This window comes from Actinomadura sediminis, from assembly GCF_042675525.1.
In the GTDB taxonomy this organism is placed as follows: Bacteria; Actinomycetota; Actinomycetes; order Streptosporangiales; family Streptosporangiaceae; genus Spirillospora; species Spirillospora sediminis.
Genome location: NZ_JBHTJA010000088.1, coordinates 1 through 22,194, shown reverse-complemented (window position 1 = coordinate 22,194; position 22,194 = coordinate 1). Strand labels below are relative to the sequence as shown.

Below are 22,194 nucleotides of genomic sequence, written 5' to 3'. Positions count from 1 at the left end.
GGGATGGGATTCATGGCCACGGCAGACAGGTCGTTCTACACGGATTTTTCGCTCGACCATATCCGGTTCTACGTTGACGACCTCCCGGCGAAGGCGCGGCATTTCGTGGACGGCTATGGATTCCAGGTCCACGCGGCCGGGCGGCCCGCGGGAAAGAACGCCGGAACGTCACTGGGGCTGGGCGCGGGCCGGATCCGGCTGGTGCTCACGGAGCCGCCGGACGGCGACCACCCGGGCGCGGCGTACCTGCACCGGCACGGCGACGGCGTGGCCGACATCGCGCTCGGCGTCCCCGACGCCGCCGACGCGTTCCGGCGGACCGTGGCGCGCGGGGCGCGGCCGGTCGCCGAGCCCGCCGAGCACGCGGGGATCACGACCGCCGCGATCGGCGGTTTCGGGGACGTCGTGCACACCTTCGTCCAGCGGCGCGAGGGCGTCGACGAGCGCGCGCTGCCCGACCTGGGCCCGGTGACAGGCCCGGTGACAGGCCCGGTGACAGGCCCGGTGACGGGCCCGGTCGCCGGGCCGGGGGCCGCGGCGGGCGGTCGCCTGACGCGGGTCGACCACCTCGCCGTCTGCGTGGAGCCGGGGCGGCTGGACGCGACGGCCGGCTTCTACCGGCGGGTGCTCGGTTTCGAGGAGACGTTCAGCGAGTTCATCGGGGTCGGGGACCAGGGGATGCGCACGACCGTCGTGCAGAGCCGGTCGGGCGCGGTGACGCTCACGCTGATCGAGCCGGACGCGTCGGGCCCCACCGGCCACGTCGGCGACTTCCTCAAGGACCACGACGGCCCCGGCGTCCAGCACCTCGCCTTCGCCACCGACGACATCGTCGAGGCGGTCCGCTCGATCGGGGCCCGGGGAGTGGAGTTCCTGCCGGCCCCCGGCTCCTACTACGACCGGCTCCCGCGGCGGGTGGCGGTGTCGCGGCACCCGGCGGGGGCGCTGCGGGAACTGAACGTCCTGGTCGACGAGGACCACGACGGCCAGCTGTTCCAGATCTTCACCCGCTCGGTGCATCCGCGGGGCACCTTCTTCACGGAACTGATCGAGCGGCTGGGGTCGCGTTCGTTCGGTTCCGGCAACATCCGGGCCCTGTACCAGGCCGTGGAGTCCCAGAAGAACGGGCCGGCCGGCTGACGGCCGGCCGGCCCCGTCGGCGCGCTGCGGGAACGGCGCCGGAGAGGAAGCACATGACCGAGGCCCAGCACCGTGACCCGCGGGTCCTGCCGCACGAGGGGGAGCGGGAGCGCGACGTCCGGACGCGGCTGACCAAGCTGCTGACCGAGACGCCGATCCCGCCCGAGTACCTGATCGACAACCTGGCCGTCTATCTGCGCCGGTTCCAGCTCGCCGACCTGCTGTCGATGGACGCGCTGTACCGGATGCTGCCCGAGCTGCCCGGCGTGATCATGGAGTTCGGGGTGCTGCACGGCCGGCACCTGGCCGTGCTCACCGCCCTGCGCGGCGTGTACGAGCCGTACAACCCGCTGCGCCGCATCATCGGGTTCGACACGTTCCAGGGCCTGACCGGCATCTCGGACGTGGACCGGGCGAGCCCGAGCGCGGTGGAGGGACGGTTCGCCGTCCCGGCCGACGAGGTCGGGCACCTGCGGGAGGTGCTGGCCGCGCACGAGGCGGGGGACCCGTTCGGGCACACCCAGCGGACCTTCGTCGTCCAGGGGGACGTCCGGGAGACCGTGCCCCGCTACCTGGAGGACAACCCCGAGACCGTCGTCGCCCTGGCCTACTTCGACCTCGACCTGTACGAGCCGACCCGGGACACGCTGCGGGCCATCCGGCCGCACCTCACCAAGGGCAGCATCCTGGCCTTCGACGAGATGACGCATCCCAAGTGGCCGGGCGAGACGGCGGCGCTGCGCGAGGTCCTCGGCATCGACACGGTGCGGCTGCGGCAGCTCACGGTCGCCGGGAGGGACGCGCCGATCGTCTACCTGAAATGGGGTGAGTGACGGCTCCGGGGGAGCCGGGCCCGCGGGGGAGCGGGCGTTGCCGGGGGCGGGGGCCGGCGGGACCCGTGGTCCACGGGTGTCCTGCCGGCCCCCTCCCGTTCGTCGGTGGGGCACAGAGACGGTTCCGACCCGCCGAAGGGAACGAGAATGCAGAGGGTCACCTCCGCCGACGGCACGCCCATCGCCTACGAACGGACCGGCGACGGCCCGCCCGTCATCGTGGTGGGCGGCGCGTTCAACGACCGGAACTCGGCGGCGCCGCTCGCCGAGGCGCTGTCCGCGCACCTGTCGGTCGTGCGCTACGACCGGCGGGGGCGCGGCGACAGCGGTGACACCGCGCCGTACCACGTGGACCGCGAGATCGAGGATCTGTCCGCGCTGGTCTCCGAGATCGGCGGGACGACCGCGGTCTTCGGCATGTCGTCGGGCGCCGCGCTCGCCCTGCGGGCCGCGGCGGCGGGCGTCCCGATCGGCAGGCTGGCCCTGTACGAGCCCCCGTTCGTGCCGGACGACGAGGTCGAGCGCGCGCACGCCAGGAAGCGGGCCGCCGCCCTCCGGTCCCTGCTGGCCGAGGGCCGCCGCGCCGACGCGGTCGTCGAGTTCATGACCGGGACGGGGATGCCCGCGGAGATGGCGACGCGGATGCGCCACGCCCCGATGTTCCCGGCCCTGGAGGCCATGGCCCACACGCTCGCCTACGACACCGACGTGATGGGCGGCGCCACCGACGGCGGCGCCATTCCCGCCGACGTGGTCGCCTCGGTCCCCGTCCCCGCCCTGGCGATCTACGGCGAGGCGAGCCCCGAACGGACGGCCGAGATCACGCGGCGGCTCGCCGACCTGCTGCCGGACGGGCGGCGCACCGTGCTGGCGGGGCAGACGCACGACGTCTCCCCGGAGATCATCGCCCCCGTGCTGGTGGACTTCTTCACCGCCTGAGGACGCTCCCGGCCGGTCCGCCCGCCGGCGGGCCGGCCGCCCCCAGAGAGGTACGAGACGCAGGAGGTTCGATGCCCGCCGCGGAGAGACTGTCCCGCCTGCCGTGCGGCCGCGTGAGCAAGTGGCTCGTCGTCGTGTTCTGGATCGTGGTGTTCATGGGCACCGGGTCGTTGTCGGCCAAGCTCGCGAGCGCGCAGCAGAACGACGCGGCGCAGTGGCTGCCCGGGGACGCCGAGTCCACCCAGACCTTGGAGGTCACCCAGCGGTTCCTGCCGCCCGACACCTATCCCGCCCTGGTCGTCTACCACAGGCCGGACGGGCCGATCACCGCCGCCGACCGGGAGAAGGCCGCCGCGGACGCGCGCCGCATCGGCGGCCTGGAGCGGACCCGTGACGGCGAGATGGACGCCCGCGTCGTCCGCGCGGACGGGCCGCGGCTCTCCGAGGACGGGGAGGCGCTCCAGACGATCGTGCAGATCAAGGTGGGCGAGCGGGGGTGGATCGCGCTCGGCCCCATCGTGGACGACCTGCGGGACGTCGTGAAATCGGACGGCGGGGGGCTGCGGGCGCACGTGGCGGGGCAGGCCGGGTTCCAGGCCGACTCCAGCAAGAGCCTCACCGGGCTCGACGGCAGGCTGCTCGCCGCCACCGTGCTGGTCGTGCTGGTCATCCTGGTGCTGACCTACCGGAGCCCGGTGCTGTGGATCCTGCCGCTGCTCGGCGCCTTCGTCTCGCTGAACGTCGCGCAGGCGATCATCTACGGGCTCGTCCAAGGGATGGACCTCACGGTCACCGGTTCCAGCTCCTTCATCCTCACCGTGCTGGTCTTCGGAGTCGGGACCGACTACACCCTGCTGATCGTGTCGCGCTACCGGGAGGAGCTGCGGCGCGAGAGGGACCGGCACCGGGCCATGGCGGCCGCGCTGCGCCGGAGCGTGCTGACCGTGGCGGCCAGCGCCGGGACCGTCGTGCTGGCCATGCTGTGCCTGCTCGCCGCCGACCTCAACTCCACCCAGAGCCTCGGCCCGGTGACGGCCGTGGGCGTCGTCGTCACCTTCGGCGTCATGACGACGCTGCTCCCCGCCCTGCTGGTGGTCTGCGGGCGCTGGCTGTTCTGGCCGGTGCGGCCCGTCCCGGGCGCCGGCGAGCCGCGGCGCGACGGCCTGTGGGCGCGCGTCGGCGCGCGCATCGCGGCCCGGCCGCGGCTCACCTGGGCGGCGGCCGTGGTGGTGCTGGCGGCCATGGCGGCCGGCCTGTTCAACCTGAACGCCGGCGGTTTCAGCGGGGACGGGTCGTTCCGCAACGAACCCGACTCGGTCGTCGGCCAGGAGGTCAACGACCGGCACTTCGCGGCGGGCGCGGGCAGCCCGGTGCAGGTCGTCGCCCGGGCGGCGGCGGCGGACGAGCTGGGCTCGGCCGTCTCGGGCGTCCCCGGCGTCGCCGGCGCCGGGGACCCGGTCGTGCGGGAGGGCTACGCCTACGTCGAGGCCACGCTGGCCGCGCCGCCCGGCTCGCCGGACGCGTACCGGACGATCGACCGGCTCCGCGCCGAGGTGCACGCGATCCCCGGCGCCGAGGCGATGGTCGGCGGCGGCGACGCGGTCAACCTCGACGTCCGGCGCGCCGCGGAGAGCGACCGCGCGGTGGTGATCCCGCTGGTCCTGCTGGGGATCCTCGTCCTGCTGGGCCTGGTCCTGCGGGCGGTGGTCGCCCCGCTCGTCCTGGTCGCCACGGTCCTGCTGGCGTTCGCCGCCGCGCTCGGGCTCAGCGCCCTGGTGTTCGACGCGGTGTTCGGCTTCGACGCCACCGACCCGTCCTTCCCGCTCTGGGCGTTCGTGTTCATCGTGGCGCTCGGCGTCGACTACAACATCTTCCTGGCCACCCGGATGCGGGAGGAGACCGAGCGGCGCGGCCCCCGCGCCGGCGTTCTCGCGGCGCTCGCCGCGACCGGCGGCGTGATCACCTCCGCGGGCGTCGTGGTGGCCGGGACGTTCGGCGCGCTCGCCGTGCTGCCCCTGGTGTTCATGGCGGAGATCGGGGTGGCGGTGGCCATCGGCGTCCTGCTCGACACCTTCGTCGTGCGGTCGGTGCTGGTGTCGGCGCTGGCGCTGGACCTCGGCCGGTGGATGTGGTGGCCCGGGCGCCTCGCCCGGCCCGCCGAGGACGCGAGGGAGGCGGAACCGGTGCCGGTGGCCGACTGAGCCCCCGGACGGCGGACCCCCGGCGCGCCCGCGCCGGGGGTCCGCACGTTCGCGGAGGACGCCGCGCCGCCCCGCGGGCCATGCTGATCTGGAGCCACCGGAGGGCGGCGGCCGACCGGGCCGCGCGCGGCGGCGTCCCCCATGCCGACGGGAGAGGCGCCGGCCCGCCCACGGCCCGAACCGGTGCGCCGTTCCCCGAGGAGAGGACCGGGCCCGTGACGGACTTGAAGACAGTCATCGCCGACCTGACCGCCGAGCGCGAGCAGATCGACCGCCTGGTCGCGGGGATGGACGACGCCCGCTGGCGGCTGCCCACGCCCGCCCCGGGCTGGACGATCGCCGACCAGGTGGCGCACCTGGCCTTCATCTACCGGCTCGCCGGGACCGCGGCCTCGGACGCCGCGGCGTTCCAGGCGCTGGTGGAGCGCGCGAAGGGCGACTTCAACGGCGCGGTCTCGGCGGCGCTGCGGGAGTATCCGCGGGACGCCCCCCGCGACCTGCTGGAACGCTGGCGGGCCGAGTCCGCCGCGGGCATCGCCGCGCTCGCCGCCGTCCCGGAGGACGGGACGGTGCCGTGGCTGGTCAACCCGCTCCCCCCGGCCATTCTCGGCTGCGCGGGCATCATGGAGACGTTCGCCCACGGGCAGGACATCGCCGACGCGCTCGGCGTGCGCCTCGAGCGCACCGACCGCCTGGTCCACCTGGTCGGCTTCGCGATCCTGACGCGCGACTTCGGCTACCAGGCGCGGGACCTGACCCCTCCGGACGAGGAGTTCCGGTTCGAGATCACCGCGCCGTCCGGGGAGTTGTGGGCGTTCGGCCCCGAGGACGCGGCCAACCGGGTCAGCGGTTCCGCCGAGGACTTCTGCCTGCTGGTCACCAGGCGCCGGCACCGCGGCGACCTCGACGTCACCGCCGCCGGCGCCGAGGCCGACCGGTGGCTCGACATCGCCCAGGCGTACCGGGGACCGGCCGGCGAGGGGCGCAGGCGCGGACAGTTCGCCGCCGCGCGGACCTGAATGAACCCGGTGAGCCCGCGCCGGGTCACCGTGATCGGCACCGGCCTCGTCGGCACGTCCGTCGCGCTGGCGCTGCGCCGCGCCGGCGTCCGGGTGGCCCTCGCCGACAGGGACCCGGACGCCGTGGCGGGCGCGGCGCGGATGGGGGCCGGCGGCCGGCTCGCGGCCGACACCCCCCGCGCCGACGTCGTGGTCATCGCGACCCCGCCGTCCGCCGTCGCCGGCGTCCTGCGGGAGGCGCAGCGGCGCGGCCTGGGCGCCGCCTACACCGATGTGGCGGGCGTCAAGGCGCCGCTGCTCGCCGACGCCGCCCGCGCGGGCTGCGACCTGGCCGCCTACGTTCCCGGCCACCCCATGGCGGGCCGGGAACTGTCCGGTCCCGCGGGGGCCGCAGCGGACCTGTTCCGCGGGCGGCCCTGGGCGCTGTGCCCCCACCCGCGGCTCGCCCCCGGCCCCCTGAACGCGGCGGTGGGGCTGGCGGCCCTGTGCGGCGCCGACCCGGTCCTGGTCGCGTCCGCGGACCACGACCGGACGGCGGCCGCGGTCTCGCACGTCCCGCATCTGCTGTCGTCCGCGCTCGCCGCCCGGTTCGCGGACGCCGACGACGCCTCCGACCCCGAGCTGCTGGCGCTGGCGGGCCGGGGACTGCGGGACATGACGCGGATCGCGGCGGGCGCGCCCGCCCTGTGGCACGACATCCTGCGGCGGAACGCGGGCGAGGTGAGCGCCGTCCTGGACGCGGTCGTGCGCGACCTGGCGGAGGTCGCCGCGGCGCTCCGCGAGGACGACCCCGGCGGCGACCGGCTCCTCGACCTGCTCGCCAGGGGCGCCCAGGGGCGCGCACGGATCGTGAAGGTCCCCTCCGGCCGGGCGGTTCCGCCCCGGACCGGGCCCACGCGGTGACCACGGCGTCGTGACTACGATGCTGTGTCGGCGCGGGCCCCGTGTCCGGAGGAACCATGAGGTCGAGCATCGGTGTTGGGTGAGGTCGAGTCCGCGATCGGCAGGGCCTTCCGCGACGAGTGGGGGCAGGTGGTCGCCACCCTGATCGGGCTCACGGGCGACTGGGACCTCGCCGAGGAGTGCGCCCAGGAGGCCTTCGCCCGGGCCGTGGAACGCTGGCCGCGCGACGGGGTGCCCGACCGTCCCGGCGCCTGGCTCACCACGACGGCGCGCAACCGCGCCACCGACCGGCTCCGCCGCGAGGCCACGGGGGCGGCCAAGCTCCGCGAGCTGGCCGCGATGACGCCCGGGGAGGACGCGGACGGCGGCACCGCCGCCGCGGAGGCGTCCGTCAGCGGCGTCTGGGACGACCGGCTGCGCCTGATGTTCACCTGCTGCCATCCGGCGCTGCCGCTGGAGGCCAGGGTCGCGCTCGCGCTGCGCACCCTGGCGGGGCTGACCACGGAGGAGATCGCGCGGGCCTTCCTGGTCCCGGAGCAGACGATGGCCAAGCGGCTCGTCCGGGCCAAGCAGAAGATCCGCAACGCCGGCATCCCCTACCGGGTGCCGCCGGCGGACATGCTCCCCGAGCGCACGTCCGCCGTGCTGAACGTGCTGTACATGCTCTTCACCGAAGGCTACTCGGCCACCTCCGGCGAGGCGCTGATCCGCCGCGAGCTGTGCGCGGAGGCCATCCGGCTGGCCCGCGTGCTCGCCCGGCTGATGCCGGGGCGGCCGGAGGTCTACGGGCTCCTCGCGCTGATGCTCCTGCACGACGCCCGGCGCGCCACCCGGGTCGACGAGGCCGGCGACCTCGTCGTCCTGGAGGATCAGGACCGCGGCCGCTGGGACGCCCGGAAGATCGCGGAAGGGCTCGAGCTGCTGGCGGCCGCGCGGCGGGCGGGCCCTCCGGGGCCGTACCAGCTCCAGGCGGCCATCGCCGCGTGTCACGCCACCGCCGCCGACGCGGCCGGCACCGACTGGAGGCGGATCGCGGACCTGTACGGGCGGCTGGCGGAGGTCACGCCGTCCCCGGTGGTGGAGCTCAACCGCGCGGTGGCGGTCGGCATGGCGGAGGGGCCCGCCGCGGGCCTGGCCATCGTGCGCCGCATCGAGGAGCGGGGCGACCTGCCGGGGTACCACCTGCTGCCCGCCACCCGCGCCGACCTGCTGCGCCGGCTCGGCCGGGGCGGCGAGGCCGCGGACGCCTACAAGGAGGCGCTCGCCCTGGCCGCCACCGCGGCCGAACGCCGTTTTCTCGAGCGGCGCCTGGCCGAGATCGAATGATAACGGCGTTATTCGCGTAGGTCCACGAATTCAAGGCCTTTCGCGTTCCCTTCGCATTCGCGGAGAAGCTTTTTCCGATCGGGGGGCGGCATTCTGGCGATCGGGGCGGCGGCGCTGCCGCGGCCCGGATCGCGACGGAGGAAAGGCCCCCCATGCTCGTGACGGTCACCGGCGGAACCGGATTCGTCGGCGCGCATTCGATCGCGGAGATCGTGCGGAAAGGACATCGCGTCCGCCTGCTCGTGCGGGACGAGGCGCGCGTCGCCCGGGCGCTGGCGCCGCTGGGAGTGGACCGGTCCGCCGCCGAGATCGTCCGCGGGGACGTGACCGCCGCCGCCGACGTCGCCCGGGCGGTGCGGGGCGCCGGGGCGGTGCTGCACGCGGCGTCGGTCTATTCGTTCGACAGCCGGGACAGGGCCCGCGTCCGGCGCACCAACGCCCCCGGCACCGCGGTCGTCCTGGAGGCGGCGGCGCGGGAGGGCGTGGAGAGGATCGTCCACGTGTCGACCGTCGCGGCGCTGTTCCCCTCCCGCCGGGAACCGCTCCGCGCGGACTCGCCGGTCGGAACGCCCCGCGAGACCTACATGCGGAGCAAGGCCGACGCCGAACGGATCGCGCGGGACTGGCAGGACCGCGGGGCGCCCGTGGTGATCACCTACCCGCCCGCCCTGCTCGGCCCCCACGACCCGCGCCTCGGAGACCAGAGCGCGAGGCTCCGCGCGCTGCTGCGCGGGCGGATGCCCCTCTGGCCGTCCGGCGGGTTCCCCCTGGGGGACGTCCGCGACACCGCGATGCTGCACGCCGCCCTGCTCGACCACGGCGGGGACGCGCCCGGCCGCGTGTTCGGGCCCTCCCGCTACCTGAGCACCCGGCAGTACGTCGCGGCCGTCCGCGCCGTCACCGGCCGCGCCCTGCCCGCGGTGTTCCTGCCCGCCCGCGCCATGCTGCCCGCCGGGCTCGCCACCGACCTCGTCCAGCGCGCCTGCCCGTGGCATCTGCCGGCGGAGTACGGCGCCATCTACACCTGCGCGTGCGCGACCAGGGTGGCCGACGACGCCGGCACCGGCGGGTTCGAGCCGCGCCCGGTGAAGGAGACCGTCGCCGACGCCGTGCGCTGGCTGCGCTCCGCGGGGCTGCTCACCGCACGCCAGGCGGGACGCCTGGCCCGTTCGGCACCGGCCTCCGAGCACGCCGCGGCCGGAAAGGGGAACCGTTGACCACGTTCGAGCGCGATTTCGTCCCCGTCCCGGTCCCCAGGCCCGGCCCCTCGCGCGGCCGCCCGGGCAACGGGCGGGTCGCCGTCCCGCCCGGGCCGCGGGCGGCACCGCCCCCGCCGGAGACCGGCGCGCCCCCGCCCGGCATGGGCGCGCTGCGGGAGCGCCTCGAGCGCTTCCGGGACGAGATCGTCGCGGGACGGCCCGCCGCCGTCGAGCGCCAGCACCGCAAGGGCAAGCGGACGGCGCGCGAACGCCTCGACCTGCTCCTGGACGAGGACTCCTTCCTGGAACTGGACATGTTCCGGCGGCACCAGGCGCGCGGGCCGCAGGCCGACGACCGGCCCCCGACCGACGGGGTCGTCACCGGCTCCGGGACGATCGACGGCCGCCGCGTCTTCGTCTACGCCCAGGACTTCACCGTCTTCGGCGGCTCGCTGGGCGCCGCCCACGCCGCGAAGATCCACAAGGTGATGGACCTGGCGGTGCGGAACGGGGCCCCGCTGATCGCGCTCAACGACAGCGGCGGGGCCCGGATCCAGGAGGGCGCCATGGCGCTCGACGGATACGGCGGCATCTTCCACCGCAACGTCCGCGCCTCCGGCGTCATCCCGCAGATCAGCGTCGTCCTCGGGCCGTGCGCCGGGGGAGCGGCCTACTCGCCGGCGCTCACCGACTTCACCTTCATGGTCGCCGAGACCGCCCAGATGTACCTGACCGGGCCCGACGTCATCGAGGCGGTGAGCGGTGAGCGCGTGACCCACGCCGAACTGGGCGGCGCGCAGGTGCACGGCACCCGGACGGGCGTCGCCACGTTCGTCCACGACGACGAGGAGAGCTGCCTCGCCGACGTCCGCTACCTGGTGTCGCTCCTGCCGTCCAACTACCTGGAGCGCCCGCCCTCCGCCGCGCCCTGCGGCGCCGCCGCCAGCGTGCGGCCGCGGCTGGCCGACCTGGTCCCGGCGGAGCCGAACCGGCCCTACGACATGCGGAAGGTCATCGCCGAGATCGTCGACGACCCCGACTTCCTGGAGCTGCACGAGGACTGGGCCGCCAACGTGATCTGCGCGCTGGCGCGCATCGACGGGGAGGTCGTCGGCGTCGTCGCCAACCAGCCGCTGGTGCTCGCCGGGGTCCTCGACGCGGCGGCGGCACAGAAGGCCGCACGGTTCGTCCGGTTCTGCGACGCCTTCGGCATCCCCCTGGTGACGCTCGTGGACGTGCCCGGATTCCTGCCCGGCACCGACCAGGAGCACAGCGGCGTCATCCGGCACGGGGCGAAGCTGCTGTACGCCTACTGCGAGGCGACCGTCCCCCGTGTCCAGGTCATCCTGAGGAAGGCGTACGGCGGCGCCTACATCGTGATGGACTCCCGCTCCATCGGCACCGACCTGTCGCTCGCCTGGCCGACCAACGAGATCGCGGTGATGGGCGCCGAGGCCGCCGTCAACGTCGTCCACCGCAGGGAACTGGCCGCCGCCGAGGAGCCCGCGCCGCTGCGCAGCCGGCTCGTCACCGAGTACCGCGAACGGCTGATGCACCCGTACTACGCCGCCGAGCAGGGCCTCGTCGACGCCGTGATCGACCCCGCGCAGACCCGGGCCGAGGTGGCGCGCGGCCTGGCGATGCTCCGCGACAAGGGCGTCGCGCCGCCCGCGCGCAAGCACGGCAACGTCCCGATGTGACACCGGCCGGGCCGGCGGCGCTCACGATCCTCCGGGCGGGCCGCGTCCTCACGGCGCGTCCCCGTTCGTCGTAATGTCGGCGGCGACGTCGTACCGGGAGGAGCGGTCCAGTGAAGTACATGCTGATGTTCTGCAGCGACGCCGGCACGGGGATGAGCCCCGAGGAGGTCCAGACCGCGGCCATGGAGGGCTGCGACGACTGGACGGAGACGATGCTCCGGCGCGGCTACCTGCGGGGCGGCGCGGGGCTGCGCCCGGCGGCGGACGCCACCACGCTGCGCGTCCGCGACGAGCAGGTGCTGCTGTCGGACGGCCCGTTCGCCGAGACGCGGGACCAGATCGGCGGGTTCAGCCTGATCGAGTGCCCGGACCTCGACGAGGCCCTGCGGGCCGCGGCCGAGCACCCGTGGGCGAAGGTCGGCCAGGTCGAGGTCAGGCCGGTCTGGGAGCCCTGACCCCGCGGCCGTCCCCCCGGTCGTCCCCCCGGTCGTCGGGGGCCTGCCGGCCGGGCTCCCCGGCGATCCGCCGGGCGATGTCCGCGCGCAGCGCCGCCTTGTCGACCTTCCCGATGTCGGTGACGGGCAGGGCGCCGACCAGGACGAGGCGTTCCGGGAACGCGAGGCGCGCCGCCTCGGCCCGCTCCATGGCGGCGACGACGTCCCGCAGCGAAGGCGCCGCCCCCGCCTCGGGGACGACGTACAGGCACACCCGCTCCCCGAGGACGGGGTCGGGCATCGCGACCGCCGCGGCCTCGCGCACCCCGTCCGCCAGGCGCGCCAGGTCCTCGACCTCCTCGGCGGAGATCTTCTCGCCCGCCCGGTTGATCATGTCCTTCTCCCGGCCCTCGACGACCAGGTTCCCGTCGGGCCGGCGCCGGACGACGTCACCGGTCCGGTACCAGCCGTCCGGCGTGAACGCGCGGGCGTTGTGCTCCTCCGCGCGGTAGTAGCCGCGCAGCGTGTACGGGCCGCGGGTCAGCAGGACGCCGGGCTCCCCGGGCGGCACGGGCCGTCCGCGCTCGTCGACGACGAGCAGCTCGTCGGCCGGGCAGATGGGACGGCCCTGGGTGGTGCAGGCGACGTCCTCCGGGTCGTCCGGCCGGGTGAAGCAGATCAGCCCCTCGGCCATCCCGTACCCCTGCTGGACGGCGCATCCGAGCACCGGCCGGACCTGCCGCGCCACGTGCTCGGACAAGCGGGCGCCGCCCACCTGCAGCGTCCGCAGCGACGTCGGGCCGCCGCCCGGGCGGGCCCGCCGGTACTCGATCCACCGCTGCGCGACGGCGGGCACGACGGACGTGACCGTGACCCCCTCCCGCTCGATCAGCGGCAGGGCACGGGCGGGATCGGGCGAGGAGGCCAGCACCGCGCGGCCTCCGGCCAGCAGCGCGCCGAGCAGCCCCGGCCCGGCCAGGGTGTAGTTGTGCGCCGCCGGCAGGACGGCGAGGTAGACGGTCCCCTCGTCGAACCGGCAGACCTCGACGCCGTGCCGCATGCCGCACAGCCAGTCGTCGTGGGTGCGCGGGATCAGCTTCGGCAGCCCGGTCGTCCCGCCCGAGAGGAGGAACACCGCGACCGCGCGCCCGTCCGGCGCGGAGGCGTCCAGCCGGCGGCGCGCCGCCTCCGGGTCCCCGGCCGGCCTGCAGAGCGCCGCCAGGTCGTGCCCGCCCGGCCGGATCCCGCGTCCGGCCACCAGCACGTGCTCGAGGCCGAGCCGGTGGGCCGTCTCCTGGTGGTCGTGGCCGTCCAGCGCGTCGGGGACGGCGATCGCCCGGGCGCCCGAACGCGCGGCCAGGTGCGCCAGCTCGCGCCCCCGGTGCGGCGGCAGCGCCATCACCGGCGGGACGCCGAGCCGGAGGCACGCCAGCAGCAGGACCACGAACTCCCACCGGTTCGGGAGCTGCAGCAGGATCCGGTCGCCGGGGCGCAGCCCCAGCCGCGCCAGCCGCTCGGCGGCGCCGTCCGCGCGCGCCCACAGTTCCCCGTGGGACAGCCGCACCGCCCCGTCCACGAGCGCGGTCTCGCCCGTCCCGGCGTCGGCGGCGGCGCGCAGCCGGGTTCCGACGGCCTCGCCCGTCCACAACCCGGCGGCGACGTAGCGGCGCGCCACGTCGTCGGGCCAGGGGACCGTCCCCGCCATGGCGGGACGCGCCTCGCTCGCGGTCATGCGGACCTCCCGGTGCGGTCGAAGGCCGTGCCGTCCGTCCCGGTCATCGCAGCCGCACCGGCAGCGCGTCCAGGCCGTGCATGATGACGCTGGAACGCCACGTCAGCGACTCGGGCGGCGCCGCCAGGCGCAGGCCGGGGAACCGCTCCAGCACCGCGCCGATCGCCGTCGTCCCCTCGATCCTGGCCAGCGGGGCGCCGATGCAGTGATGGACGCCGTAACCGAACCCGAGCTGCGGATTGTCGGTCCGGGACGGGATCATCTCGTCGGGCCGCGCGAACCGCTCCGGATCGCGGTTGGCGGCCAGCAGCGACACCAGGACGGTCGCGCCCTCCGGGATCGCGACGCCGCCGAGCTCCACCGGCTCGGTGCTGTACCGCAACGCGATCTGCACCGGGCTCTCGTAGCGCAGCGTCTCCTCGACCGTCCCCGGAAGCAGCCCGGGATCGGCCCGCACCGCGGCGAGCCGCTCCGGGTCGCTCAGCAGCGCCAGCAGCCCGTTGCCGATCAGGTTCACCGTCGTCTCGTGGCCGGCGGTCAGCAGCAGGAAGACCATCGAGGTCAGCTCGTGCGCCGTCAGCCGGTCCTCCCCGTCGTGCACCGCGACCAGGGCGGACAGGAGGTCGGCCTGCGGGGCGCGGCGCTTGCGCTCCAGCAGCGACCGGATGTAGCCGAGCATCTGCGTGGCCGCCTCGTCCAGCCGGTCCAGGGGGAGCGCGCCGGCGGTCAGCACCTCGGTCCACCCGTGGAAGTCCGCCGCGTCCTCCTCCGGGATCCCGAACAGCTCGATCAGCACGCGGATCGGCAGCGGCAGCGCCAGCGCCCCGATCAGGTCGGCCTCCGCCGCGTCCTCCAGCGCGTCCAGCAGCTCGGCGGTGAGGCTCTCGACGCGCGGGCGCATCCGCTCCATGCGCCGGCGGGTGAACGCGGCCGACACGAGCCGGCGCAGCCGCGTGTGATCGGGCGGCCCCACGTTCAGCATGTGGCTGTTCATGCCCAGGCGCAGATCCTCGGGCATGTTCCGGCGGTTGCCCACCGTGGCGGTGCGCGGCTCCAGGCGCGGGTCCGTCAGCGCCTGGCGGGCCGCCTCGAAGCCGGTGACCAGCCAGCCGGTATCGCCCGAGCGGAGCACGACCGGCTGCACCGGCCCGTTGCCCCGCAGCCCGGCGTACCCGGCGTGCCGCTCGGCGGCGCCGGCCAGCAGGAACCCGGCGCTGGGGAGGACTTCGGTCATGGGAGCGATCATCGCGGCGCCGGGCCCGGCCGGACATCTTCGCGCGTGCGCTTCCGGGCGTCCGGCATTCTCCGAGAACCGCTACGACCGGACGGCCCTGCGCACCGGCCCGAACTCGGCCTCGAACCGTTCCCGGGAGGCGCGCACCGACGCGCCCGCGGCCCGCGCGTCGTCCCCCACGCTGACCATCAGCGCCGTGAGCTGCGCCTCGAAGCACCGGTCGGCGTCGTAGGCGTCGACGAGGTAGCCGCCGAGCTCGAGGCTCACCAGCCCGTGCACGGTGATCCACATGTGGTGCGCGACGAGCTCGGGGTCGTCCCAGTCGAACCTCGCCGCGGTGATGCAGCGCTTGGCGCAGTGCACCACGTTGACGAGCGTGTACCGGCCGTACTGCCGGTCGGACTCCGACAGCGAGAACACCGGCAGCGAGCTCGCCCCGAACATCACGCCGTACAGGTGGAAGTTGACGATCGCGTTCTGCCGGTAGGCGCGCCCGAGCAGCGCCATGTCGGCGACCGGGTCCGCGGAGTCGGTCACGCGCGCGAAGTACGCCTCCAGCCGCGCGAAGCCCACATGGACGATCTCGCGCACCAGGCCGCTCATCCCGCCGAAATGGGTGTAGACCAGCATCGTGGAGCAACCGGCCTCCCTGGCGACCCGCCGGGCCGTCAGCGCCCGGGGGCCCTCCTCGTGCATCAGCCGTGCGGCGATCTCGACCAGCACGGACCGCATGCCCGGATCGGATCGGCGTGGACTCATCGGCGGCTCCCCGCCGGAACGTGCTCCACCTTGACCTCCCCTACCGCGCGCGGCGGCCGAAGAAGCTGATCGTCAGGGCGAGGGTAGCGAACCGCCCCGGCGGTCCTCCGCTTCGAGAATGCTCCCCGGCCGCGCCCGGAATTCGCGCCCCCGCCGGCGGGCGGCGCGGGGCCCGCCGCGAGGGCTCATTCGATGTGGACAGAACTTCCCCGGCCCGCCCCGGCCGATTTATTTGATCGTGCTCGATGCGGCCGAAAGTCCCGTCCGGCACTTCTTCTAGATCACATAACGTTGTTATCTTCCGCGTCATGAGCGGAACCCGCACTTCTGGCGAAATTCCGGACCGCGAGTTCGACCGACCCGACGGCCGCCGCCGTCCCCTCGCCTTCTGGACCGGTGTCGTCCTGGTGACGGTGGGGGTGATTCTGCACCTCCCCATGTACATCGAATCCGCCGAAATGCATTACCACATGGCGGGAATGAAGATGGACGCGGCGATGCTCTGGGGGATGGGGCTCATCGTCTTCGGAAGCGCGCTGGCCGGCTGGGGCCTGGTGCCGCGGCGCGCCGACCGCGAGGGCGCCGCCCGGCTGAAGGTCCGCGCGATCGACGACGCCCGCATCAGCAAGACCCATGTCGGGCTGCTGCTCGTGCTGGCGGTCGCGGTCACCATCGACGTGATGAAGCCGACCACGCTGGCGTTCGTGGCGCCGGGCGTCGCGGAGGAGTACCACCTGCGCGCGCCCGGCCGGCCGGACGGCGGCGTCCCGGTCGCGTGGCTGCCGCTCAGCGGCATCACCGGCACCGTGCTGGGCTCGCTGATCTGGGGCTGGCTGGGGGACCGGATGGGCCGCCGGGCCGCGATGCTGCTGGCCGGGATCCTGTTCATCGGCACGTCCATCTGCGGCGCGATGCCCAGCTTCGGATGGAACGTGGTGATGTGCTTCATCATGGGGCTGAGCGCGGGCGGGATGCTCCCGGTCGCGTTCACCCTGCTGTCGGAGACCATCCCGGCCCGCCACCGGGGCTGGCTGATGGTGTTCATCGGCGGCGACATCGCGGGCGCCTACGTCCTGACGAGCTGGGCCTCCGAGACCCTCACGCCGACCTACAGCTGGCGGATCCTCTGGCTCATCGGGCTCCCGACGGGAGTGCTGTTCGTCTTCCTCGCGCGCTGGGTGCCCGAGTCCCCCCGCTACCTGCTGTCCGTCGGCAAGGAGGACGAGGCCCGCCGCGTCCTGACCCGCTACCAGGCCGAGATCGTCCGCATCGAACGGTCGGAGCTGGCGGCCGAGGAGTCCCTGGGCGACCGGTACTCGCAGCTGCTGCGGCCGCCGTTCCTCGGCCTGACCGCCGTGCTCACGCTGCTCGGGATCGGCATCGGCCTCATGGTGTACGGCTTCCAGATGTGGCTGCCGAGCAACCTCAGGCAGCTCGGCTACGACGGCGTGAGCGCGGACCGGGTGCTGCGGGACTCCGCGCTGATCGGCTTCCCCCTGAACCTGGCGGTGGCCTACCTGTACCACCGCTCGAGCCGCTGGACGCTCATCGGGCTGAGCGGCCTGGTCACCGCGTCCCTGGCGGTGTTCACGATCCTGGGCGACTCGGTCGCCGACAACAGGGCCGTCCTCAACGCGCTGCTGGTGATACCCATCTGGGGCTCCAGCTCGGTGATCGCGGTGCTGTCGGCCTACGCGGCCGAGGTGTACCCCACCCGCATCCGCTCGCGCGGCAGCGGCCTGGCCGCCGGGATGACCAAGGCGGGCGGCGTGCTCGTCCTCGCGCTGGTCGTCGCGGCCGTCGCCGCGCCGTCCCTGCGGGCGACGGCCGCGATCGGCGCGGTGCCGATGGCCGCCGCCACCGCCGCGGCGATCGTCGTCGCCGTCGAGACCCGCCGCCGCCGGCTCGAGGACATCACCCGCGACGAACTCGGCGCCCGCGCCCCGGCCCGCTGAGGCCGCGCCGGCGGTGACCGGGGCGAGGCGCGCCGTCTGCATGGCTCGGGTCGCGCGGACCGGTCTGTTCTGTCCCGAAATATAGGTAAAAAGCGTACTTTGTAAAGGTCACGGGCATTGTGGCCGCCCACCCGCCGACACCTTCGGGCCGACCGTGCGAGGACGAAGGCCGCGCCGGACCGGGGTCGCCCCGGCCCGGCGCGGGAGGCGGGTCAGCTGCGGCCGAGCATCTCGGCGGTGAGGACGCCGCCGCCGAGCCCCCAGCCGCCGTCGGGGACCTCGTCGACGAGGACCAGGGTCGTCGCCCTGGCGCGCTCGCCGTACACGTCGGCGTAGGCGTCGGTGACGGCGTCGATCAGCTTCTTCTTGGACTCGGGGGTCAAGGTGCCGGCCGGGACCTTGAGGTTGGCGAACGGCATGATGACGTCCTTTCTCGTGGTGGTGATTCACAGCGAGGCGGCCGAGGACGGCGGGTCCTCGACGCCCGCGCGCCGGTGGAACGCGGCGCGGACCCGGTCGGCAACGACGACCCGCCGCGCGGAGGCCGTCAGACGATGCCGCCGTTCGCGCGCACGACCTGCCCGTTGACCCAGTGCCCGGCCGGGCTCGCCAGGAAGCAGACGACCTCGGCGATGTCCTCGGGGGTGCCGAGCCGCTCCAGCGGCGGCTGCTCGGCGAGCCGCCGGACCGTCGCCTCGTCCTTGCCGTCCAGGAACAGTTCGGTGGCGGTCGGGCCGGGCGCGACGGCGTTGACCGTGATGTCGCGTCCGCGCAGCTCGCGGGCGAGCACCAGCGTCATCGCCTCGACGGCGCCCTTGCTCGCGGCGTACGCCCCGTAGGCGGGGAGCTGCAGGCCGACCACGGAGGTGGACAGGTTGACGAGCGCGCCCCCGTCGCGCAGGCGGCGCGCGGCCTCCCGGGCCATCACGAACGCGCCGCGGATGTTGGTGCGGTGCAGGGCGTCCAGCTCGTCCAGATCGAGGTCGGCGATCGGGGACAGCGCCAGCCGTCCCGCCGAGTTGACGACCACATCGACCCCGCCGAAGGACGTCTCGGCGGCGTCGAACATCTCCGCGACGGCGACCTCATCGGCCACATCGGCCCGGACCGGGATCGCCCGCCCTCCGGACGCCGTGATCTCCTCCACCGCCCGCGCCGCGGCGGTGGCCGCCCCCCGGAACCCCACCGCGACCGCGAAGCCGCGTGCCGCCAGCGCCGCCGCGACCGCCCTGCCGATCCCGCGGGAGCCGCCGCTGACGACGGCCACACGCTGATCACTCATGAAGAAACTCCCTCCATATCGCCGATACGAAGCGAGAGTATCGACGCTACGAGCCACGGTAGCATGCTCTCGTAGCATCGTTAGCGAATGGCGGTATCATCGATCGCATGGCAGAGACGGACCCGCTGCGCGCGGCGATGATCGAGGCCGCGGAGCGGCAACTGGCGTCGTCCTCGGACCACGAGATCGCGACGCGCGCGGTCTGCGAGGCCGTCGGCGTGAGCCAGCCCGTGCTCTACCGGCTGTTCGGTGACAAGCGCGGGCTGCTCGACGCCGTCGCCGACCACGGGTACGAGCGGTACACCGCGCTCAAGGCCGCGCAGGAGCGGACCGGCGACCCGGTCGCCGACCTGCACGCCGGCTGGGACGGCCACATGGCGTTCGCCCAGGCGAACCCGGCCCTCTACCAGCTGATGTTCACTCCGCGGCCGTGGTCGCACTCGACGGCGCGAGAGCGCGTGACGGACCTGCTGGTGGCCGCGCTCACACGGTGCGCGGCGGCGGGCGCGCTGAAGCTGGAGCCGCGAACCGCCGCCCGGCTGATCCTGGCGGCGAACATCGGGACCGCTCTGGACCACATCGCCCGGCCGGCCCTGTTCGAGGACCCGGCGCTCTCCCACCGCATGCGGGACGCCGTGTTCTCGCACGTGCTGACCACCGCGACCGCTCGGGACGACGCCGACCCGCTGTCCACCGCCGCGCTGCGCCTGCACGCGCAGCTCGATCTGGCCGGGACCGAGGCCCTGGAGTCGGCCGAGACCGCCCTCCTGCGGCGATGGCTCGAACGCATCGCGCGACCCGCCCCACGATGAGGGCTGCCCTCCAGGACGATGCCGGGCGGGTGCCGGTGACCCCGAAGCCCGCCCCGCGCCCACCACGGGCTTCCTCCGCCGCCCTGCCCGCGCCCGCCGCGCTCGGGAGAAGGGCCGAATACGCGCCGTGAGGGCGGCGGCGCGCAACTACGTCGGGGCTCGTCGCGGCTTCCCGGGTACGGGAGGCGCGGGCCGCCGCGGACGGGTCAGTCGTTGAGAAGCGCGGTGAGCCGGTAGGCGGCGTGCCCGGCGAGCCTGGCCGTGCCGCGGTCGTAGCGCTGGGTGGTGACGGGCGAGGCGTGCCCGAGGAGCTGCTGGACCTGCTCGACCGGCGCGCCGGCGTCCAGCAGGAGGGTGGCGGCCGTGGCGCGCAGGACGTGCGGGGTGAGGCGGGCGACGTCGATGCCGGCGGCACGGGCGGCGCGGCGCAGGGCGGTGGTCTGCCGCCATCGGTCGAACGTCCGCCCGTCCTCCCGGAGGAGCAGCGGGCCGCCGCCACGGGCCTCCAGCAGCGGCTCGAGCAGCACGCGGACCTCGGGCGCCAGGGGGACACGGACGGTCTTGCCGCCCTTCACGCGGAAGCGGACGACGGTGTGCCCCGACTCGGTGCCGATACGGTCGGCGGTGAGGTTCTCCAGTTCGGCGGCGCGCAGGCCGATGCCGGCCAGCAGCGCGACGGCCGCGGCGTCGGCGGGGTACCGGGCGGCGATGGCGCGCGCCCCGTCCAGCAGTGCGCTCGCCTCCGCACGCGTGAGGGCGGGCGTCGCGCCGTCCCTGGACACCTCCGGCCGCTCGAGGTGCTCGGTGGGGTTGTGCGCGATGACGTGGCGCCGGGCCGCGTAGCGGTACAGCGACGACAGGTGTGAGAGCCGGCGCGCGACGGTGGCCGGGGCCAGCGGCCGCCCGCCGCGGTTGAGCCGCGCCGCCGCGCCGGTGGCGGTGCCCAGCTCGTCCGCGTAGGCGGCCAGCATGTCCTCGGTGACCCGCCACAGCCCGGCGCCGGGCGCGGTCGGCTCGAGCCAGCGGACGAAGGCCGCCGTGTCGGCGAGCCGGCTGCGGCGGGTCGTGGCGGTCCGGCCCGCGCGCAGCCACGCGGCCACCGTCGGCCAGCTCGCGTCCGGGCCGGTGCGCGGCAGCCGGTTGACGAGGTCGACGTCGGCGCCGGGCACCTCTCCCCCGTCCCCGCGGCGCCGCCGTGGCGACAACCCCGGAATCTCCCCCACCGATACGACCAGCGGAGCCGGCGCCCCCGTGGCCTCCGGCGCCGTCCAGGAGGAAGGTCCCGTCTCGGCGGCGTCGACGACCGGGCCGTCCGTGGGCGGGGCGTCGCCGCTTCGGTCCGGTGCGGGGCCCGTCCCCCGCACAGGTGCACCGGCACGAAGCAGCGCGGTCGGCGTGAGGACCCGCCGCTCCTCCCCCTCGTCCGGCTCCTCGCGTCCGGTGGTCGAGGCGAGCGCGTGGGCGCGGCGGCGTGGGGCGTCCGGGCTCATGATCATCATGATCTCACAGAATTAGGATTCTGTGAGACACCGAAAGAACCTGAACTAGCGATCCGATCGAATCGGAAGTGGATACCCAAAAGATCGGATCGATAACATGGCGCCCTATGAGGCCAGAGAGCGACGACACCATCGAGGCAGGCGAAGCCGACGGCGGCGAGGCGCGTGACGCCACCGTCCCCGCACAGTCAGGGGACGAGAGCGGGGTCGGTGCCCGGGCCGCCGACCTCGCCGATGGCCCGGTGCCCGGCGACGACCTGTCCGCCGACGCCGTCGCCGCCCGCGCCGAGGAGACCCGGGCGGCCGGGCGGCGCCCCTGCGGTTACTGCGGCCGTCCCATCGCGCGGGGCGCGCGTCGTGACGCCCGGTTCTGCAGCACCGAGCACCGCAACGCCCACAACCGGCGGTTGCGCCGCCGGGACGCCGAGAGCGATGCGCCGTTGCGGACTCTGCGGGAGGAGAGGGCGCTACTGGAGCCCCTGGTCGCGGCGCTCAGTGAACGGTCCGGCTCCTTGACGCGGCTGCTGGACGGTGCCGTCGCCGACGCCCTCGCGGACGCGGAGAACGCTCGCGCGGAGGCGCGCGAAGCCCACCGCGCCGCCGATGAGGCCGATGTCCGAGCACGGCTTGCGGACGAGCGCGCCGAGCAGGCGCTGAACGAGGCCCGTGCCGCGGCCGCCGACCGGGACGAGAAGGTGCGGCAGGCCGACCGGCGCGCCCGCGAAGCCCGACGGGACGCCGAACACGCCTGGGAGGAGGCCGGACGCGCCGCGCAGGCCCGCCAGACCGCGGAGGAACAAGCCGCCGCCGAACAACACCTGCGGCAGGTCGCCGAGCAGGCGGCCGCCGAGGCCCGTCATGTCCACGAAGACACCGCGGCGCGGTTGCGTGAGGCCCAGGCCGAGCTGCGGCGACTCGCCGACGCGCTGACGGCCGTCACGTCCGAACGCGATCGGGCCCGTGCCGACCTGGAGAACGAGAGGCGACACCACGCCGACGCGTCCCGGCGTGCCGACCGCGCTCAGGACGACCTTGCCGAGGCCCGCCGGGACCTCGACGAGGTTCGCGAGCGGCTGGCCGAGGCCGACCGTGCGCGGCAGGCCGCGGCCGCCGACGCGGCCGAGGCCCGCGGACGAGCCGTCGAGCTGCAGGCGCGCGCCGAACGCGCCGACGCGCCAGTCGACCGGGCCGCCGACCGCGCCGAGCGCACCGCCGCCCGAGCCGACC

18 protein-coding genes and 1 pseudogene are annotated in these 22,194 nt (G+C 75.0%); 13 read left to right on the top strand and 6 right to left on the bottom strand.

The window, feature by feature from the left end:
• The first annotated feature begins 12 nt into the window (after nucleotides 1-12).
• From hppD to ACFQ11_RS29285, 10 genes are all read left to right on the top strand, one after another.
• Entirely contained in the window at nucleotides 13-1,140 is a 1,128-nt protein-coding gene (gene hppD / locus ACFQ11_RS29330; RefSeq protein ID WP_378304460.1) for a 4-hydroxyphenylpyruvate dioxygenase, read from the top strand.
• 53 nt (nucleotides 1,141-1,193) lie between these two features.
• The gene (locus ACFQ11_RS29325) at nucleotides 1,194-1,973 is read left to right on the top strand and encodes a class I SAM-dependent methyltransferase (RefSeq protein ID WP_378304458.1); all 780 of its coding nucleotides are present in this window, start codon (nucleotides 1,194-1,196) and stop codon (nucleotides 1,971-1,973) included.
• 147 nt (nucleotides 1,974-2,120) lie between these two features.
• Nucleotides 2,121-2,912 (top strand): alpha/beta fold hydrolase, encoded by a 792-nt coding sequence (locus ACFQ11_RS29320; RefSeq protein WP_378304456.1) that lies wholly within the window; start codon nucleotides 2,121-2,123, stop codon nucleotides 2,910-2,912.
• Between the two features lie 113 nt (nucleotides 2,913-3,025).
• Entirely contained in the window at nucleotides 3,026-5,113 is a 2,088-nt protein-coding gene (locus ACFQ11_RS29315) for an MMPL family transporter (protein ID WP_378304454.1), read from the top strand.
• A 215-nt stretch (nucleotides 5,114-5,328) separates the two neighbouring features.
• The gene (locus tag ACFQ11_RS29310) at nucleotides 5,329-6,132 is read left to right on the top strand and encodes a TIGR03084 family metal-binding protein (protein ID WP_378304452.1); all 804 of its coding nucleotides are present in this window, start codon (nucleotides 5,329-5,331) and stop codon (nucleotides 6,130-6,132) included.
• 9 nt (nucleotides 6,133-6,141) lie between these two features.
• On the top strand, nucleotides 6,142-7,035 hold the full coding sequence (locus ACFQ11_RS29305; RefSeq protein ID WP_378304450.1) for a prephenate dehydrogenase: 894 nt from the start codon (nucleotides 6,142-6,144) through the stop codon (nucleotides 7,033-7,035).
• Nucleotides 7,036-7,107: 72 nt separating this feature from the next.
• Nucleotides 7,108-8,361, top strand: a complete 1,254-nt coding sequence (locus ACFQ11_RS29300; protein ID WP_378304448.1) for an RNA polymerase sigma factor — start codon at nucleotides 7,108-7,110, stop codon at nucleotides 8,359-8,361.
• A gap of 152 nt (nucleotides 8,362-8,513) precedes the next feature.
• On the top strand, nucleotides 8,514-9,578 hold the full coding sequence (locus ACFQ11_RS29295; RefSeq protein WP_378304446.1) for an NAD-dependent epimerase/dehydratase family protein: 1,065 nt from the start codon (nucleotides 8,514-8,516) through the stop codon (nucleotides 9,576-9,578).
• A 143-nt stretch (nucleotides 9,579-9,721) separates the two neighbouring features.
• The gene (locus ACFQ11_RS29290) at nucleotides 9,722-11,260 is read left to right on the top strand and encodes an acyl-CoA carboxylase subunit beta (protein ID WP_378304476.1); all 1,539 of its coding nucleotides are present in this window, start codon (nucleotides 9,722-9,724) and stop codon (nucleotides 11,258-11,260) included.
• Nucleotides 11,261-11,379: 119 nt separating this feature from the next.
• Nucleotides 11,380-11,715, top strand: coding sequence for a YciI family protein (locus tag ACFQ11_RS29285; protein WP_378304474.1), 336 nt, complete (start codon nucleotides 11,380-11,382; stop codon nucleotides 11,713-11,715).
• Here ACFQ11_RS29285 and ACFQ11_RS29280 read toward each other — a convergent pair.
• From ACFQ11_RS29280 to ACFQ11_RS29270, 3 genes are all read right to left on the bottom strand, one after another.
• Nucleotides 11,693-13,426: a (2,3-dihydroxybenzoyl)adenylate synthase gene (locus ACFQ11_RS29280; RefSeq protein WP_378304444.1), complete on the bottom strand. Its 1,734-nt coding sequence runs from the start codon at nucleotides 13,424-13,426 to the stop codon at nucleotides 11,693-11,695. The genes ACFQ11_RS29285 and ACFQ11_RS29280 overlap by 23 nt on opposite strands.
• Nucleotides 13,427-13,469: 43 nt before the next feature.
• Entirely contained in the window at nucleotides 13,470-14,660 is a 1,191-nt protein-coding gene (locus ACFQ11_RS29275) for a cytochrome P450 family protein (protein WP_378304442.1), read from the bottom strand.
• Between the two features lie 81 nt (nucleotides 14,661-14,741).
• Entirely contained in the window at nucleotides 14,742-15,392 is a 651-nt protein-coding gene (locus ACFQ11_RS29270) for a TetR/AcrR family transcriptional regulator (protein ID WP_378304440.1), read from the bottom strand.
• A 335-nt stretch (nucleotides 15,393-15,727) separates the two neighbouring features.
• Here ACFQ11_RS29270 and ACFQ11_RS29265 point away from each other — a divergent pair, with 335 nt between their 5' ends.
• Nucleotides 15,728-17,374: an MFS transporter gene (locus ACFQ11_RS29265; RefSeq protein WP_378304438.1), complete on the top strand. Its 1,647-nt coding sequence runs from the start codon at nucleotides 15,728-15,730 to the stop codon at nucleotides 17,372-17,374.
• Between the two features lie 212 nt (nucleotides 17,375-17,586).
• Here ACFQ11_RS29265 and ACFQ11_RS29260 read toward each other — a convergent pair whose 3' ends face one another.
• Together ACFQ11_RS29260 and ACFQ11_RS29255 are read right to left on the bottom strand one after the other, a co-directional pair.
• Nucleotides 17,587-17,793, bottom strand: a complete 207-nt coding sequence (locus ACFQ11_RS29260; RefSeq protein ID WP_378304436.1) for a tautomerase family protein — start codon at nucleotides 17,791-17,793, stop codon at nucleotides 17,587-17,589.
• A gap of 128 nt (nucleotides 17,794-17,921) precedes the next feature.
• The gene (locus ACFQ11_RS29255) at nucleotides 17,922-18,656 is read right to left on the bottom strand and encodes an SDR family oxidoreductase (RefSeq protein ID WP_378304434.1); all 735 of its coding nucleotides are present in this window, start codon (nucleotides 18,654-18,656) and stop codon (nucleotides 17,922-17,924) included.
• A gap of 107 nt (nucleotides 18,657-18,763) precedes the next feature.
• Here ACFQ11_RS29255 and ACFQ11_RS29250 point away from each other — a divergent pair, with 107 nt between their 5' ends.
• Nucleotides 18,764-19,468 carry a TetR/AcrR family transcriptional regulator gene (locus ACFQ11_RS29250; protein ID WP_378304432.1) on the top strand — a complete coding sequence of 235 codons (705 nt, stop codon included), beginning with the start codon at nucleotides 18,764-18,766 and terminating at the stop codon, nucleotides 19,466-19,468.
• Between the two features lie 206 nt (nucleotides 19,469-19,674).
• On the opposite strand, the gene ACFQ11_RS29245 is transcribed toward ACFQ11_RS29250, so the two are convergent.
• Entirely contained in the window at nucleotides 19,675-20,958 is a 1,284-nt protein-coding gene (locus ACFQ11_RS29245) for a tyrosine-type recombinase/integrase (RefSeq protein ID WP_378304430.1), read from the bottom strand.
• A 116-nt stretch (nucleotides 20,959-21,074) separates the two neighbouring features.
• On the opposite strand from ACFQ11_RS29245, the pseudogene ACFQ11_RS29240 reads away from it, so the two are divergent.
• A pseudogene (locus ACFQ11_RS29240) lies at nucleotides 21,075-22,194 on the top strand (hypothetical protein); the annotation flags it as partial.